Genomic DNA, 16,561 nt, shown 5'->3' with positions numbered 1-16,561 from the left:
GTTGAAAGAGCCCAGTAGCAGTTTGTCACTGTTAACGAGAGAGCTAGGGGATGCTGGAACCTAGCACAAACAAACTTGTGAATTACACTCTGGAGTATCTTAGGTAATGCTAAGCGGATTGGCAATCGATACTATTGCTGAGAGTGGTATGAGTAGCTATGCTATTTATACAAACTGGGTGGTAACACGGTGAATCATCGTCCCTATGTCATAGACATAGGGATTTTTTGTTTTTAAAAAATAAAGGGGATGACAAAAAATGAACATTATTGATGAATTAGAATGGCGCGGCGCCATTAATCAACAGACTGACGAAGAAGGTTTACGTAAGCTAGTAGAAGAGAAAAAGATTTCGCTATACTGCGGAGTTGATCCGACTGGTGATAGTATGCATATCGGACATTTGATTCCGTTTATGATGATGAAAAGATTTCAGTTAGCTGGCCATCATCCGGTTATTTTAATTGGCGGAGCAACAGGAACAATTGGTGATCCAAGTGGACGTCAATCAGAACGCCAACTTCAAACGCTAGAAGTAGTTCAACATAATGTGGATGCGTTAACAGCACAAATGAAAAAGCTATTTGATTTTGGCGGAAATAGCGAAGTAAAGATGGTAAATAACTACGATTGGACACATGAAATAAATATTATTGAGTTTTTACGTGATTACGGGAAAAACTTTAGCATTAATAGTATGTTAGCAAAAGATATCGTAGCAAGTCGTTTAGATACAGGAATTTCTTTCACAGAATTTACGTACCAAATCCTGCAAGCGATGGACTTCCATCATTTATACACGAAAGAAGATGTTCAACTGCAAATTGGCGGTAGTGACCAATGGGGAAATATTACGAGTGGTTTAGATTTAATTCGTAAGTTAGAAGGGCACGAAGCGAAAGTATTCGGATTGACGATTCCGTTACTATTGAAATCTGATGGTACGAAGTTTGGTAAATCAGCAGGTGGTGCCGTTTGGCTTGATCCTGAAAAAACAACACCATTTGAATTTTACCAGTTCTGGGTGAATACAGATGACCGTGATGTCGTTAAATACTTGAAATACTTTACGTTCTTAACGAAAGAGCGCATCGATGAGTTGGCAGTGAAGGTAGAGACAGAGCCTCATAAACGTGAAGCGCAAAAAGTATTAGCGGAAGAAATGACGAAATTCGTTCATGGAGAAGAAGCGTTGCTACAAGCTGTGAAAATTACAGAAGCGTTATTTAGCGGAGATATTAAATCGTTAACAGCCGATGAAATTGAACAAGGCTTTAAAGAAATGCCAACATTTCAGTCTTCAAAAGAGACGAAAAATATCGTAGAATGGCTCGTTGATTTAGGAATCGAACCATCTAGACGACAAGCACGCGAAGATATTAATAATGGAGCTATTTCTATGAATGGCGAAAAAGTAACGGATGTAGGTACGGATGTTACGGTAGAAAATTCATTTGATGGACGATTTATTATTATTCGTAAAGGGAAGAAGAACTACAGCCTTGTGAAGTTAGGATAGTAAACAAGACGGAAAAATTATATCGGCGATTTTTCGAATATATCGACCGTAACTCGAATTATATCGGCGATTTTTAAAATATATCGACCGTAACTCGAATTATATCAGCGATTTTCTCGATATATCGATTTACCGACAAAAGGTGACAATAAAAGCTGTTCCAAAACGGGACAGCTTTTATTGTGAAAAAGTCAGTATATTTAGATAAATTTAAAGGGTATATCATTTTTTTGACGAATAAATAAGTTAGAGAAAATTACGGATAAAGTGAAACTTTAATCAGTGGGGGTCTTACTGCCCATTAAAGCGGGATAAAAATAGCCCGAACCATGCAGGGCATGATTCGGGCTTATATTCAGATTAGTAAGCTAAGCTGAATAGACCTTTAATGTGTGATAAGTAACGAACGTTACTTGCTTCTTTCATTAATGATGCTGGTAAGCCTTTAAGTGGAGTATTGCTTGCTCCGATTGTAGCAACAGCATCTTTACGTCCTAGACTAGCAAGTGTTCCAGAGTTTACAGGTGCGAACTCTTCGAATGCTTTGCCTTCTAGTGCAGCGTATAAGTTGTATCCAATTAACTCACCCATTTGCCAAGCAATTTGTGCAGTTGGTGGGTATGGACGTCCGTCTGGAGCGAAGACAACAGCGCTATCTCCAGCAACGAATACGTTTTTGTGAGAAGTAGATTGTAGGTATGCATCAACTGTTGCACGACCACGGTTTACTTCAAGACCTGATTCACCGATTAGTGGGTTACCTTGAACGCCACCTGTCCAAACGAATGTGTTAGCAACAAGTTTTTGACCGTCTTTTAAGTCGATTTCATTGCCAGCAACGTTTGTTACAGGAAGACCAGTTAAGAATGTAACGCCGCGTGCTTCTAGGCTAGTAGTTGCACGTTCGATTAAGTGGTCTGGTAATACTGGAAGGATTTTTGGACCTGCTTCAACAAGAAGAAGTTTAACTTCTTTTGGATTTACGCCGTGGCTTTTTGCAAGTTTAGGCATAATGTCAGCAAGCTCACCAACTAGCTCAACGCCAGTTAATCCGCCACCACCGATTACGATTGTAGCATCAGCTTCGTTTTTCGTTTTCGCGTATTCACGAATACGGTCTTCAACGTGTTTGTAGATTTTGTTTGCATCAGCAGCAGATTTTAATACCATGCTGTTTTCTTCTAGTCCTGGAATACCGAAGTAAGCAGTTTTACTTCCTAAAGCAACTACAAGTGCATCGTAAGATAAAGTAGTGCCGCCAGCTAATTTGATTTCTTTGCTATCAACTGAGAATGACTCAACTGTTGCGATTTTAAGATCGATATCTTTACCTTTGAAAAGCTTTGTAAGTGGCATTGCAACTGCTTGCTCAGACACGTTACCAGCTGCAAGGCGGTGTAGTTCAGTGATGATTTGGTGTGTTGGGTATTGGTTAATCACTGTAACTTGTGCTTCTGATTTGCTGTAATATTTACGTACGTTTAAAGCGGCAAGAAGACCGCCATAACCAGCGCCTAAGATGACAATTTGTTTTGACATAGTATGATATCCCCCGTCTTTACTAATTGTTGTTATAAGTTAACTTATTTATTGTTACGTTCTGCACTAATTTGAAGATATGCGTTCACAAAGCGGAACATTTTTTGTGCTTGTGGATCTTTTAGTAATTTTAAAAGACCGAATAGGCCGATAACTTCGTTGCTTTCGTCAGCACGGTCTTTCGCTTCGATTGCAGTTGCAGCCATGCTTTTCACTGTATCTTTTACAGGTTCTACAAGCTCTGTGATTGCACCAACAGTGTCGCTTTTTAATACTTCATCAGTAGCAACAGTTTGAGCGAAGTCATAAGACTTAGTTAAAATGTTAACAAGCTCAGTTAATTTTGGAAGCTGTTCTACTAGTGTTGTTAATGATTCTTGTACCTCAGGTTTTAACAACTGATCAAGTACATCAAGTTGTCCTTGGCTAGCAGAAATTTGTACAGTTTCTTGTTCTGGCTTTGTTTGAGTCATAGTTTCTGGCATCTCCAATTCTCCTTTACGATAGCAATACTCTTATTTTTGATAAGTAAGATAGTAAACGGTTACGAAACTTTATACAAAGTTTCACAAAACACAATAAAATGCCTTTAAATTTATGACAGCAAGTAAGCTGCAAACATAAATCTAAAACCATAACGTCTTACTTATTATTTATGAACTGTCCGATATATGGCTTGTCCGCATAATGGAAAAGCTCCGTTACCGGAAAGTGTATATAATATATATCCTATATTATATACTATATACACCTATGTTAACATAAAAATGATTCCTAATTATTTGATATTGAGTGTATAACGTAGTACTGACAAGGTATGGAAGCGTATAAAATATTTTGTTCCAGTTAGAAATGTACATATATATAAACAAAAAAAGGAAAAAACGAACAAATTCACGTTCGTTTTTTCCTTTTTCCTTTTATTCACTTTCTGCAATTAGCATCGATGTCTTACCTTCTTTTTCAAGATGGCATTCGCCCCAAGTACAAAGGGAATCAAGAATGGATTCTAAAGACCAACCGTAGTCTGTAAGGGAATATTCTACTTTCGGTGGTACTTGATTGTATACCTTTCTTTGAATAACGCCGTCGTCTTCTAGTTCGCGTAATTGCTGCGTTAACATTTTTTGTGTAATACCAGGCATAAGACGTTTTAATTCACTCGTTCTCTTTGTACCTTTCGTTAAGTGACAAAGAATAACGACTTTCCATTTTCCGCCGATAACTTCTAAAGTCGCTTCAACGGGAATGTTATATTTCTTCATATAAAAATCTCCTTTGATGAATCTAGATTGCATTTCTCCAACAAAAGAAGCTAAATCATTTAAATGTTACTAAAAAGTACCTATAGCACTTTAAAGTACGTACTTTTTATCATGTTGAATATGTTCCATAATAGCATACGTAAGAGGGAAATGAGTAGTACGGTACTAAAAAGTGCCTATGTTACTTTTTGGTACCTATCGTACTTTTAAGTGCGTTCTTCAAAAAAAGAGCGAAGCCATTCATAATAGCATATATGAGCAATAAAGTTATTTTTGTAGAAGAAAAAAGGCCTTTTTTCACACTATTATGATTGGATTTCTCGTATTAAGGAGGGGTTCAATTGAATTCATATACAGTATCTTCTTCGGCTATGCAGACGAATCGAAGAAGTATGTTTGCTTTATTAGCACTAGCAATTAGTGCGTTTGGAATTGGTACAACCGAATTTATTAGTGTCGGTTTATTACCATCTATTTCAGAGGATTTACATGTTTCTGTTACAACAGCGGGTTTAACCGTTTCTTTATATGCGTTAGGAGTAGCGTTCGGTGCCCCGGTATTAACGTCAGTAACAGCTAGTATGTCGCGAAAGACATTATTAATGTGGATTATGATTATTTTCATTATTGGTAATGGAATTGCGGCAGTGGCAACAAGCTTTACTGTGTTACTTATCGCAAGGGTTGTATCTGCGTTTGCACACGGCGTTTTTATGTCGATAGGATCGACAATTGCGGCTGCGCTTGTACCTGAGAATAAACGTGCGAGTGCAATTGCATTTATGTTTACTGGTTTAACGGTTGCGACCATTACAGGTGTGCCAATTGGAACATTTATCGGTCAGCAATTTGGATGGAGAGCATCGTTTATGGTAATTGTGGCAATTGGAATCGTTGCCTTAATCGCCAACAGTATGCTCATTCCTTCTAATTTAAAAAAAGGTACGTCTGTATCATTTCGCGATCAGTTTAAGCTGATTACAAATGGAAGACTATTACTTGTATTTATCATTACTGCATTAGGGTACGGGGGAACATTCGTAACATTTACGTATTTATCTCCCCTATTACAAGAAGTGACAGGATTTAAAGCAAGTACCGTTACAATTATTTTGTTAGTGTACGGAATTGCAATTGCGATTGGGAATATGGTCGGCGGAAAATTATCAAATCATAATCCGATTCGAGCGTTATTTTACATGTTCTTTATTCAAGCAATTGTATTATTTGTTTTAACATTTACAGCGCCGTTTCAAGTCGCTGGATTCATCACAATTATTTTTATGGGACTATTCGCATTTATGAATGTTCCAGGACTACAAGTATACGTTGTTATATTGGCTGAACGATTTGTACCTAGCGCTGTTGATGTGGCATCCGCGATTAACATTGCGGCATTTAACGCTGGAATCGCTCTTGGTGCTTATTTAGGTGGTATTGTAACGAACTCGTTAGGATTAATTCATACAGCTTGGGTAGGCGGTGTGATGGTAGTAGGTGCTGTTATTTTAACGGCGTGGAGTATGACTTTAGAAAAAAGAGATCAAGTGAAATAGAAGGAGAGAAAATATAATGAAAAATTTACAAAGTACAACAACATTGCATAACGGTGTAGAAATGCCTTGGTTCGGTTTAGGCGTATTTAAAGTAGAAGATGGGCCAGAACTTGTAGAAGCTGTAAAATCAGCGATTAAAGCAGGATATCGCAGCATCGATACAGCTGCAATTTACGGAAATGAAAAAGCTGTAGGTGAAGGAATTCGTGCAGGTATAAAAGAAGCAGGCATTTCTCGTGAAGATTTATTCATTACTTCAAAAGTGTGGAATTCGGATCAAGGATATGAAACGACACTTGCTGCATATGAAGAAAGCTTAAAAAAATTAGAGCTAGATTATTTAGATTTATATCTTGTTCATTGGCCTGTAGAAGGGAAATATAAAGATACGTGGAGAGCGTTAGAAACACTTTATAAAGAAGAGCGCGTACGTGCAATTGGCGTAAGTAACCTCCAAATCCATCACTTACAAGATGTAATGAAAGATGCAGAAATTAAACCAATGATTAACCAAGTGGAATACCACCCTCGTTTAACACAAAAAGAACTACAAGCTTTCTGTAAAGAACAAGGTATTCAAATGGAAGCATGGTCACCATTAATGCAAGGGCAATTATTAGATAATGAAACATTACAAGCAATTGCGGAGAAACACGGTAAAACGACAGCTCAAGTGATTTTACGTTGGGATCTTCAAAATGGAGTAATTACAATTCCAAAATCAACGAAAGAACACCGTATTATTGCAAACGCTGATGTGTTTAACTTTGAATTAACGAAAGAGGACATGGAAAAAATCGATGCGTTAAACCAAAATCACCGTGTTGGTCCAGATCCTGATAACTTTGATTTCTAAGATGAAGGTGAGAAAAAAGAGTGTGTAAAAGCACTCTTTTTTTGTGCATAAAAATAGTTTCTAAATAAATACTACTTAGTATTAAGTTTGTTATTAAGGGGCTGTAAACATGAATATAAAGCAATCGTTCAAAATTTTAGCTATGTTTTTAAGTGTTTTATTTGTGTTATTCCCACTTCAAAAGGCATTCGCAGAAGTTATGGACCATACAAAGTATCAAATGGATTGGAGCTATAGTAAGTCCAAGAAGAAACCAATCCGCACAGAGCTTATTAAAACGGCAGATGGGAAAATTGCTTTTTGCTTAAATGTAGATTTGAAATCTCCAAGCGGTCAAGATTTACCGGAAATGGGGAAAGTGGATATTAATGTGTACCGTGTACTATTGAATGGATATCCACAAAAGAGCCCGCAAGAATTGGGTGTTTCTGATTGGAGAGAGGCACATTACGCAACGCAGCTTGCAGTGTGGAATGCATTAAAACAAATCGATATTAATGATTTAGACTTCCGTAATAAAAATGTAGAAAAGTTAACGAAAGATATCGTTGCTAAGGCAAATGCTAGTGAAGAATTACAAGAAATTACGATGAGTGTCGTACCATCAGAGGAACAACAAGCGGTATTGAAAAATGATTTTTTTGAAACAGGCTTATATACAGTAGAAACAAATGCAAAAAGTGGAACGTATAAAGTGCAAGCTACAGGTGCACCAGCGGGCGTGAAGTTTGTAAATGAAAAAGGCGAAGCAAAAACGGAATTTAATGTAGGAGAAAAGTTCCGCATTTTAATTCCTAAACAAACACCAGCTGGTGGATTTAGCTTTAAAGTAATCGGGAAATTAACGAAGTTACAAGGAATTTCTTATAAAGGGACACCGACGATTCAAAATGCAGTCGTATTACTTGAGCGAAGTGAGGAAAAAACAAGTCCGGAGTTATCGGTGAGCTGGAAAAAAACACATAGCCATGATCATAATAATAAACCATATACTCCAAACGAACCGCATAAACCGAATCAATATAAAAGGTAAGGATGAAAGCATTGGTATTAACCAATGCTTTTTATATATGAAATATAAAATTATATTAAAATAACTATTAACTAAACAAAGCACTGTTTTTATGTTATAAAAGCTATTTGAAAATAACGAAATATAATAAAATCCAAACGTTAAGATTAACAGATTAAATTCACAAAATTGTAACATTATTCTAATTGAAAAGGCTATCAAACAAAGTGTAAAGCGTGTAAAATTCAGTTGGAAAAACTACCTATAGATGGTCATATATGAAGAAAATGTAAGACTTTATTGTTATTTATAACTTTACATGTATAGATGACAATACTAAATGATATCTTTTACTATTCTCTTTTTATGTACGAAGAGAACTCATCACAAATAGAGAGAAGTGAGGAGGACATATTACATAAAAATTTTACAATTTAAGAAAGCGAATACATGGAGGGAAATGCGGTAGTAATAGATACAGGTGCGCAAGGTGTTCGTTTATTTATTACATGTTTTTATAAAAATAATAGGATTTTTCATTAAACAAATATATAGGATGGTTTTTCTAAATAAAGGAACAGGGGACACAGATTATGTCGAAGAAGAAAAAGAGTAGGGTATTAGTAGCTGGAATATGTATTTCTACATTATTATCACCAGTAGCTTTTGAAGCATCAAAAGGATATGCGGCACCTTTGGAAGAGGTTAAAGGTGGAAAGTTGGAAGAGAGCAAAGAGAGTCGTTTGGAGCAGAGGACGTTTTATGTGCCTGGAAAAGGTGATGTCACTGAGGAACGAGATCGTTTAAAGGTGGACTGGGAACTAGCGGCAAATGAACCAACTGGGATTTATGCAAAGCCAAATGAAGAAATGAAAATTAAAATAAAAGGTGATAAGTCTATTAAAGCTTTTATAGGAACACATGCGTATGATGAAGAAGACCCTAAGGAATTTGATTTAACACCTGGTGAAAATGTAATATCATCTCCAGTGGGCGGGATACTGTATTTCTATAACCCGAACAATCAAGGTGATATCACAGCTGAAGTTACTAATGGTGGAAGTCATTTTCCATTATTCATATTAGGAAAGCATACGAAAAAAGATTGGGATGAAATGTTGAAAAAGTATGAGAATCCATATGCAGTGGAATTAAGAGGAGAAAGAAGCCTAATCACATCAAGCTATGATGCTGTACAAGATTATATGAAAAATACAGATCCAACAGAATTATTGAAGCTGCATGATCAAATCATTCGCATAGAAAATAAGATTTCGGGATTATCTGAAGAGAGTGTAGGAGTGGCGAAAGCGCCAAAACACTATGTTCAATTTGTTGAAAATAGATATCCAGAAGAGGGCGATTGGATGAATGCATACTATTACCGCACTTCTTATGTTAAGAATGCGATGAAGTATGTATTAGACAGTAAAGAGTTAAAAACTGATGGATGGGGGCCTTGGCATGAAGTTGGGCATTTACATCAGCAGGCACCTTGGGAGTGGGAAGACCTGGGAGAGGTAACCGTTAATATTTACTCTTTAGCAGTTCAAACTAAGTTTGGTCATCAAACGAGGCTGGAAGAAGAGGAGCGCTACAAGGCAGCTTTTGCTTATTTAGGTCAAACAGATGCACAAGAGAAGATGGATGAATTCGAGAAATTAGTTATGTTTTGGCAATTGCACTTAGCATATGGAGATCAATTTTATCCGAAACTACATCAGATGTATCGTATGTTACAAAATACAGAAATGCCTAAATCTGATGAAGAGAAAAAGCAGTTGTTTATTTACATGACATCAAAGCTGGCTGGTCAAAATTTAACTCCTTTCTTTGAAAAATGGGGATTAACTCCAAAGGATGATACTAGAGACAAGATAGAGAAATTAAATTTACCGAAATTAGAAAAAGAAATATGGTTATCTACAGACAGCAATCCAATTCGTGAAAAACAAACTGGATTATATGAGGTTCCATACGGTGAGCCGAATGATACAAAAATCCAAAATGTAGAAATTGGTACTACATATGATGAGAAAAAGGCAAAAGAACTCGTACAGAATTTAGGGAAGGGTGTCAAAACAACGGGCGTAATTATGCAAGATAAGCCCGAAGTTGGAGAAAAAACTGTAAAAGTAGAGATTATGGATGAAAAAGGGAATAAGAATTTCATTCCTGTTGTAGTGAATATTGGTTATGGTGATAGTTTAGTATTTAAAGGGCTTAATTATGATACTAATATTAAATCCATCGTAACACTGCAACATGATCAGAAAAAGTTTAGTGCGATGGCCGATTCAAATCCAGTACACTATTATTTTAAAGAAGACACGTATTTTGAATTCTCATTACTAGGCCAAAATGGAAATGAGAAAAAGAAAGCAACAGTAAAAGGTGTTGAAAATGCGGAAGAATTCGCGAAATCAATTAATGGGTTAGAGTTCGAGTATGGTGATGTAGTGAAAGTGTATCACGCTGAATCAGATCGCTTTAATTGGTATCAAAATAATGACTTTATCGGTCAAGGTAAGGCAAAGGTAGAGAAAGAATTATTATTTAAAGTAACAGAAAAGGGCTTTGAGCGAATGGGGGCCCAGCAAGAAGTAAAGGCGTTGCCACAAAAAGTAGTAATCGGAACAAACAGTGAAACATTAGACGCAAAAAACTTTGTTCAAGTGAAAGATGGAGAAGTAATTGGATTTGTAGAAAAACCAAATACAACAAAAATCGGTGAACAAAAAGTAAAAGTAGAAACGAAAGATCGTTTTGGAAATAAGAAAGTGACAGAAGTACCATTAGAAGTGACGTATGGAGATAGTATCGCATATGTGGGATATAACAATGACATTGCTTCAATCGTAACTTTAAAGCATGATGATAAGAAATTCCATGCGACTGATATGGATAGTCAAATCCATAAATATTTTAATAAAGAGCTATACATGGGAATGACGTTATACGATGGAGAAGGAAAAGAGAAAAAACATGTAACAGCAGAAGGGCAAGAAACTTCAAAGGACTTTGCGAAGCAAGTGAATGGTATGCAGTTCGAGTATGGAGATGTAGTGAAAGTATTTCATGCGGAACCAGATCGTTTGAAATGGTATCAAAATAACAATCTTATTGGTCAAGGTGAAAAACAAGGAACGAAAGAACTATTCTTCAAAGTGACAGAAAAAGGTTTTGAGAGAATGGACATGCTACAAGAAGTAACAGCAAAGCCACAAACAGTAGTAGTCGGAACAGAAATTGAAAAGCTAGATGCGAAAAACTTTGTTGGAGTAAAAGGCGGAGAAGTAGTTGGATTTGCGGAGAAACCAAATACAATGAAAATCGGTAAACAAACAGTAAAAGTAGAAACGAAAGATCGTTTCGGAAATAAGCAAATAACAGAAGTGCCAGTAGAAGTGATTTACGGAGATAGCATTATGTTCTTCGGGACATGGCACGACGGAACGAATATTAAATCGATTGTTACATTAAATCATGAAGAAAAGAAATTCAGTACAACAGATTCAGAAGGTCCAATGCATACTTCATTTAAAGATGAAAAGTATATGGCGATGGCTGTATATGATAAAGATGGGCAAGAGAAAAAAGAAGTAACAGTAAAAGCATCTGAAAATACAAAAGAATTTGCAGCGCAATTCAATGGTATGGCTTTTGAATATGGTGATATAGTAAAAATTTATCAAAAAGAATTTGATCGTTTTAAAGTGTATAAAAAGAATGAATTCATTGATGCGAAGTATGGTGTTAACGAAGTGTTCTTTAAAGTGACAACGCAAGGTTTTGAACAAATGGGAGCGCAGCAAGAAGTAAAAGCATTGCCTCAAAAAGTAGTAATTGGAACAAACAGTGAAATATTAGATGCAAAAAACTTTGTTGAAGTGAAAGATGGAGAAGTAATTGGATTTGTAGAGAAACCAAATACAACAAAAATCGGTGCACAAAAAGTAAAAGTAGAGACAAAGGATCGTTTTGGAAATAGGCAAGTGACCGAAGTTCCTGTAGAAGTTACATATGGAGATAGTATAGTATATCAAGGAGTGTCCAATGTAACGCGTTCGATTGTTACACTAAATCATGATGAAAAGAAATTACATGCAACATTTACAAATGATACGATTCATTATCGTTTTGTAAATGAACAATATATAGGTCTTACGATTTACGATGGAAATGGAAACGAGAAAAAACATGTAACAGCAGAAGGGCAAGAAACTTCAAAGAATTTTGCAGAACAAGTAAACGGTACACCATTCCAGTATGGAGATACGATAAAAGTGTATCATGCAGAATCTGATCGTTTAAGTTGGTATAAAACTGGTGAGTTACTTGGAAAAGGGGACGCGAAGAAATTTAAAGAGATTTCCTTTAAGATTACTCCAAATGGTTTAGAACAAGTGAGATAATAAAAAAGCTCGTAAAACATTATGTTTTACGAGCTTTTCTTTATTATTCAGCCTCAGAAACAACTGTGAAGCGTTCGTTTACGTGTTTTGGATTTTCGATTTCATCAAGTGCTGCGACTGCGAAGTCTTCGTAACTTACGTAGCTATCACCTTTTGCGTTAACAAGAAGGTTGTCTTTACCAGCTGTATAAGAGCCTGTGCGTTTTCCTAATGCAAATAGTGCAGAAGGGCTGATGAATGTCCAAGTGATGTCATTTGTTTGTTGTAAAATTTCTAAGTTTTTACCTTGGTTTTGAGCAGTTGCAAGGTATTCTTTCGGGAAACCTGGTGTATCAAATACACGTGTTGTTTTCTCTTCGTCTACAAATAAGCTTCCAGCGCCGCCAACTACAAGTAATTTTGTGTTAGGTGCACCTTTCATAGCTTCAATTAGTACATTTCCTGCATCTACGTGAAGGTGTTCTTCGCCTGCTGGAGCACCGAATGCATTTACAACTACATCGAATGCTTGTAGGTCGTTAGATGTAAGAGAGAATACATCTTTCTCTAAAACTTTTACATTTTCTTCTGTAATTTTTGCAGCGTTTCTTACGATTGCAGTTACTTCATGTCCGCGATCTAATGCTTCTTTTAAAATGCGACTTCCTGCTTTACCAGTTGCTCCGATAATTCCGATTTTCATAATAAATCCCTCCAAAGTGTTTTGTTAAAGTGTATATCTGAAAGTAAATGAATTTGTTGTAATTAGGTTTGTTACAACCTGATGTAATCATTATAGTTACAGGGTGTTATTTTTGTCAATAGGTTTGTTTGTGAATTATTTTTTGTTTTAGTATGCACAGTTAGAGGGAGAACAGTCATAGAGATATTTTTACTGCAAGACTGTCTAATATTTGGAAATTGCAAATTGTCGAAAAATGTTGATTTTTGAATGTTTTTTAAATATAATTCGTTTTATGGAGAAAAGGAGGGGTTAATTGTATGAATATTTTGGAACAATTCGTTTCATCAACAAATACAATTCTTTGGTCATATATTCTTATAGCAATGTTAATTGGTTTAGGGATTTATTTTTCTATTAAATTGAAATTCGTACAAATTACTCATTTAGGGGAAATGATTCGTTTAATGAGTGATGGGTTAACTGGAAAGACTCGTAAAAAAGGTAGTGTATCTTCTTTCCAAGCATTTTGTATGAGTTCAGCAGCCCGTATTGGTATTGGTAACTTAGCTGGTGTAGCGTTAGCGATTTCTATGGGAGGACCTGGAGCAGTATTTTGGATGTGGATTATTGCGATTATTGGGGCGTCTTCAAGTTTCGTAGAAAGTACGCTTGCCCAAATTTATAAAACAAAAGATGGCAGTGGCTTCCGTGGTGGCCCTGCTTATTATATGGAAAAAGGTTTAAATAAACGTTGGATGGGAATTTGGTTCTCTATCCTTATTACAATTAGTTACGGTTTAATTTTTAACTCAGTACAAGCAAATACAGTAACATTAGCATTTAAAAATGCTTTTGGTATTGAGCGTTATATTGTTGGGATTGTATTGGCTGCATTAGTTGCGGTTATTATTTTTGGTGGTGTAAAAAGTATCGCACGTATGTCGGAAATGATTGTTCCGCCAATGGCGCTTATTTATATTGCAGTAGCGATTTTCGTTGTCATTAAAAACTTCTATTTAATACCAGATGTGTTTACGGAAATCTTTAAAGGTGCATTCGGTTTAGATTCAGCTGTAGGTGGCGGTATTGGTGCTGCGATGAAATATGGTATTCAGCGCGGATTATTTGCGAACGAAGCAGGTATGGGTAGTGCGCCGAATGCGGCAGCAACAGCTGATGTAACGCATCCAGCGAAACAAGGTTTTATTCAAACGATTGGAGTATTAGTAGATACATTTTTAGTATGTACATCAACAGCATTTATCGTACTATGTTCTGGTACATATAAAGCAACGAATTTAGAAGGTATTGAACTAACACAAAATGCATTAAGTTCACAAATTGGCCCATGGGCAAGTAGCTTCTTAGCGATTATTATTTTCTTATTTGCGTTTAGTTCACTTTTAGGAAACTACTATTATGGTGAAACGAATATTGAATTCATTAAACAAAGTAAAACTTGGTTAACAATTTACCGTATTGCGGTAGTGGGAATGGTATTATTCGGTTCTGTTGCGACGCTTCAAGTTGTATGGAATATGGCGGACTTATTTATGGGACTAATGGTAATCACGAACTTAATTGCGATTACACTTCTTGGACGATTTGCGTATGCTGCATTGGCAGACTATGTAAGGCAAAAGAAACAAGGAAAAGATCCAGTCTTCCGTGCAGATTCTATTCCTGGTTTAACGAACACAGAGTGTTGGGATAAGTCAGCGGTAACGGATAAAGAAAAAGCAGTATAATGAAAAGGCGAGCATCGAGATGAATTCGGTGCTCGTTTTTTATTGTAGTAAATGATGAAAAGAGTAAGAGGTAATGAATAATATAATTTTTGGTTGTTCATTTTTCATGTTATTTGTAGGGAACGTACTGTCTTAAAGGTATGACTGGTCGCATAGGATGAGTGATTGATTATTGGATAAATGCGCGTATTGGTTATAGTTTTATGTAAAAAAATCATGCGTGTTAATTATGTTAACGTATAGATGTCAGAAAACCTAACATAAAGTTCTTGATTACTAAGAGTTTTTAGAATATAATTTTCTTATTGTTAGGAAGAGGGGGCAATGCAATTATGGATTTTTTAGCTAAGGTAATTGGGGATGTGAATAATGTCCTTTGGTCATATATCATTATTGCGATGTTAATTGGGTTAGGACTTTACTTTTCATTCCGTGTGAAATTTGTCCAAGTTCGTTACTTCGGTGAAATGATTCGATTGCTTGGGGATGGGGCGAGTTCGAAAACGAGGAAAGCACAAAAAGAGAAGAGTGGTGTATCATCATTCCAGGCTTTTTGTATGAGTACAGCTTCTCGTGTAGGTACTGGTAACTTAGCTGGTGTAGCTATTGCAATTTCAGCAGGTGGACCAGGAGCAGTATTTTGGATGTGGTTAATCGCGGTAATTGGGGGTGCTTCTGCATTTGTAGAGAGCACATTAGCGCAAATTTATAAAGTGAAAGATGGGAATACGTTCCGTGGTGGTCCAGCGTATTATATGGAAAAGGGTTTAAATAAGCGCTGGCTTGGAGCTATCTTTTCTGTATTAATAACAGTAAGTTTCGGATTAATTTTTAACGCTGTACAATCTAATACTGTAGCAGCTGCTTTTGATGGGGCATTCAAAACAGATAGTAGATTAGTAGGTCTTGTAATGGCTGGTTTACTTGCAGTTATTATTTTTGGCGGAGTAAAGCGAATTGCACGCGCGGTTGAAATGATTGTTCCAGTAATGGCGATTATTTATGTAGCAGTAGCATTATTCGTTGTTGTAACAAACATTACGGCAATTCCGTATGTATTTAAAGAAATTTTCTTACATGCTTTCGGAATTAAAGAAGTAGTAGGCGGAGGATTAGGAGCTGCGATTTTATTAGGGGTAAAACGCGGATTATTCTCAAATGAAGCAGGTATGGGTAGTGCGCCGAACGCAGCTGCGACTGCAAACGTAACGCACCCAGTTAAACAAGGTTTCATTCAAACTTTAGGGGTATTTACAGATACATTATTAATTTGTAGTTGTACAGCATTTATCATTCTTTTATCAGATGTGCATAATGCAGCTGATTTAAATGGTATTCAATTAACGCAACAAGCATTAAGTCAACATATCGGACCGTGGGCATCTATATTTGTAGCAGTTGCAATCTTCTTGTTTGCATTTAGTTCATTAGTAGGTAACTACTACTATGGTGAAACGAATATTGAATTCTTAAATGGAAGTAAAGTGTTATTAACAGCGTACCGCATTGCTGTACTTGGTATGGTTATGTTAGGGTCTGTAGCAACAATTCAAATCGTTTGGGATGTAGCTGATCTATTCATGGGTATTATGGCTGTTATTAACTTAGTTGCAATCGTATTCCTTTCTAAATATGCTTTTGCAGCGTTATCAGATTACGTAAAGCAAAAGAAACAAGGAAAAGATCCAGTCTTCTATGCGAATTCAATTCCAGGTCTGAAAAATACAGAGTGCTGGGAAGAGCGAGTAGCAGATAAAGAAAAAGCGGTATAAGGAAATGGGTATCAAGTGAAACTTGATGCCCATTTTTTTATTTTATCTAAATCTTTGCAAGAAGTAAAAGACGAACATTAATGAATGTTTCTTAATAAAATGTAATTTTTTAAAGAAAAGTGCGGATATGAGTTGTGATTTATGTTAGAATGGAAAATGCCTTTGAAACAAGAGGTTTTATGATTTTTCTTATCCGATTGAAGATTTTGGAGGAG

The 16,561-nt window shown here is 36.1% G+C and carries 11 protein-coding genes and 1 other annotated feature (1 of these 12 running past the window's edge); of the genes, 7 read left to right on the top strand and 4 right to left on the bottom strand.

The features are described from left to right. Positions 1–208, top strand: a binding site (T-box leader); it begins 8 nt to the left of the window's first position. 51 nt (positions 209–259) lie between these two features. Then, a complete protein-coding gene (gene tyrS, locus MKY00_RS25595) occupies positions 260–1,519 on the top strand; it encodes a tyrosine--tRNA ligase (protein WP_001021077.1) in 1,260 nt (419 codons plus the stop codon). Positions 1,520–1,879: 360 nt separating this feature from the next. Here the strand turns inward: tyrS and MKY00_RS25590 are convergent, their stop codons facing one another. From MKY00_RS25590 to MKY00_RS25580, 3 genes are all read right to left on the bottom strand, one after another. Beyond that, positions 1,880–3,058: an NAD(P)/FAD-dependent oxidoreductase gene (locus MKY00_RS25590; RefSeq protein ID WP_000043204.1), complete on the bottom strand. Its 1,179-nt coding sequence runs from the start codon at positions 3,056–3,058 to the stop codon at positions 1,880–1,882. A gap of 44 nt (positions 3,059–3,102) precedes the next feature. Beyond that, positions 3,103–3,543 (bottom strand): DUF1641 domain-containing protein, encoded by a 441-nt coding sequence (locus MKY00_RS25585; protein WP_001115309.1) that lies wholly within the window; start codon positions 3,541–3,543, stop codon positions 3,103–3,105. Between the two features lie 435 nt (positions 3,544–3,978). Next, positions 3,979–4,323: a winged helix-turn-helix transcriptional regulator gene (locus tag MKY00_RS25580; RefSeq protein WP_000760472.1), complete on the bottom strand. Its 345-nt coding sequence runs from the start codon at positions 4,321–4,323 to the stop codon at positions 3,979–3,981. Between the two features lie 371 nt (positions 4,324–4,694). On the opposite strand from MKY00_RS25580, the gene MKY00_RS25575 reads away from it, so the two are divergent. The 4 genes from MKY00_RS25575 to MKY00_RS25560 all read left to right on the top strand — a co-directional run bounded on the left by MKY00_RS25575 (position 4,695) and on the right by MKY00_RS25560 (position 12,162). After that, complete coding sequence (locus MKY00_RS25575; RefSeq protein ID WP_161945776.1) at positions 4,695–5,879, top strand: MFS transporter; 1,185 nt, start codon at positions 4,695–4,697, stop codon at positions 5,877–5,879. A gap of 16 nt (positions 5,880–5,895) precedes the next feature. Continuing rightward, positions 5,896–6,735, top strand: coding sequence for an aldo/keto reductase (locus MKY00_RS25570; protein WP_016718873.1), 840 nt, complete (start codon positions 5,896–5,898; stop codon positions 6,733–6,735). A gap of 109 nt (positions 6,736–6,844) precedes the next feature. After that, the gene (locus tag MKY00_RS25565; protein WP_016718872.1) at positions 6,845–7,768 is read left to right on the top strand and encodes a thioester domain-containing protein; all 924 of its coding nucleotides are present in this window, start codon (positions 6,845–6,847) and stop codon (positions 7,766–7,768) included. 572 nt (positions 7,769–8,340) lie between these two features. Continuing rightward, the gene (locus MKY00_RS25560) at positions 8,341–12,162 is read left to right on the top strand and encodes a putative mucin/carbohydrate-binding domain-containing protein (protein ID WP_016718870.1); all 3,822 of its coding nucleotides are present in this window, start codon (positions 8,341–8,343) and stop codon (positions 12,160–12,162) included. Positions 12,163–12,205: 43 nt separating this feature from the next. Here MKY00_RS25560 and MKY00_RS25555 read toward each other — a convergent pair whose 3' ends face one another. Beyond that, the gene (locus MKY00_RS25555) at positions 12,206–12,844 is read right to left on the bottom strand and encodes an NAD(P)-dependent oxidoreductase (RefSeq protein ID WP_014893420.1); all 639 of its coding nucleotides are present in this window, start codon (positions 12,842–12,844) and stop codon (positions 12,206–12,208) included. 299 nt (positions 12,845–13,143) lie between these two features. Between MKY00_RS25555 and MKY00_RS25550 the strand changes: the two genes are divergently transcribed. Both MKY00_RS25550 and MKY00_RS25545 read left to right on the top strand, forming a co-directional pair. Beyond that, positions 13,144–14,574, top strand: a complete 1,431-nt coding sequence (locus MKY00_RS25550) for an alanine/glycine:cation symporter family protein (RefSeq protein ID WP_016718869.1) — start codon at positions 13,144–13,146, stop codon at positions 14,572–14,574. Positions 14,575–14,906: 332 nt separating this feature from the next. Beyond that, entirely contained in the window at positions 14,907–16,346 is a 1,440-nt protein-coding gene (locus tag MKY00_RS25545; protein ID WP_016718868.1) for an alanine/glycine:cation symporter family protein, read from the top strand. Positions 16,347–16,561: the final 215 nt, after the last annotated feature.

The organism is Bacillus sp. FSL R9-9834, assembly GCF_038006905.1.
GTDB classification, from domain to species: domain Bacteria; phylum Bacillota; class Bacilli; order Bacillales; family Bacillaceae_G; genus Bacillus_A; species Bacillus_A pacificus.
Note: the sequence above shows the minus strand (reverse complement) of the source record. Positions and strands in the feature narration are given on the sequence as shown.

Excerpts from the sequence above, each read along its gene's own strand:
- tyrS (WP_001021077.1), top strand. The coding sequence starts at position 260 with ATGAACATTATTGATGAATTAGAATGGCGCGGCGCCATTAATCAACAG.
- MKY00_RS25590 (WP_000043204.1), bottom strand. The coding sequence starts at position 3,058 with ATGTCAAAACAAATTGTCATCTTAGGCGCTGGTTATGGCGGTCTTCTT.
- MKY00_RS25585 (WP_001115309.1), bottom strand. The coding sequence starts at position 3,543 with ATGCCAGAAACTATGACTCAAACAAAGCCAGAACAAGAAACTGTACAA.
- MKY00_RS25580 (WP_000760472.1), bottom strand. The coding sequence starts at position 4,323 with ATGAAGAAATATAACATTCCCGTTGAAGCGACTTTAGAAGTTATCGGC.
- MKY00_RS25575 (WP_161945776.1), top strand. The coding sequence starts at position 4,695 with ATGCAGACGAATCGAAGAAGTATGTTTGCTTTATTAGCACTAGCAATT.
- MKY00_RS25570 (WP_016718873.1), top strand. The coding sequence starts at position 5,896 with ATGAAAAATTTACAAAGTACAACAACATTGCATAACGGTGTAGAAATG.
- MKY00_RS25565 (WP_016718872.1), top strand. The coding sequence starts at position 6,845 with ATGAATATAAAGCAATCGTTCAAAATTTTAGCTATGTTTTTAAGTGTT.
- MKY00_RS25560 (WP_016718870.1), top strand. The coding sequence starts at position 8,341 with ATGTCGAAGAAGAAAAAGAGTAGGGTATTAGTAGCTGGAATATGTATT.
- MKY00_RS25555 (WP_014893420.1), bottom strand. The coding sequence starts at position 12,844 with ATGAAAATCGGAATTATCGGAGCAACTGGTAAAGCAGGAAGTCGCATT.
- MKY00_RS25550 (WP_016718869.1), top strand. The coding sequence starts at position 13,144 with ATGAATATTTTGGAACAATTCGTTTCATCAACAAATACAATTCTTTGG.
- MKY00_RS25545 (WP_016718868.1), top strand. The coding sequence starts at position 14,907 with ATGGATTTTTTAGCTAAGGTAATTGGGGATGTGAATAATGTCCTTTGG.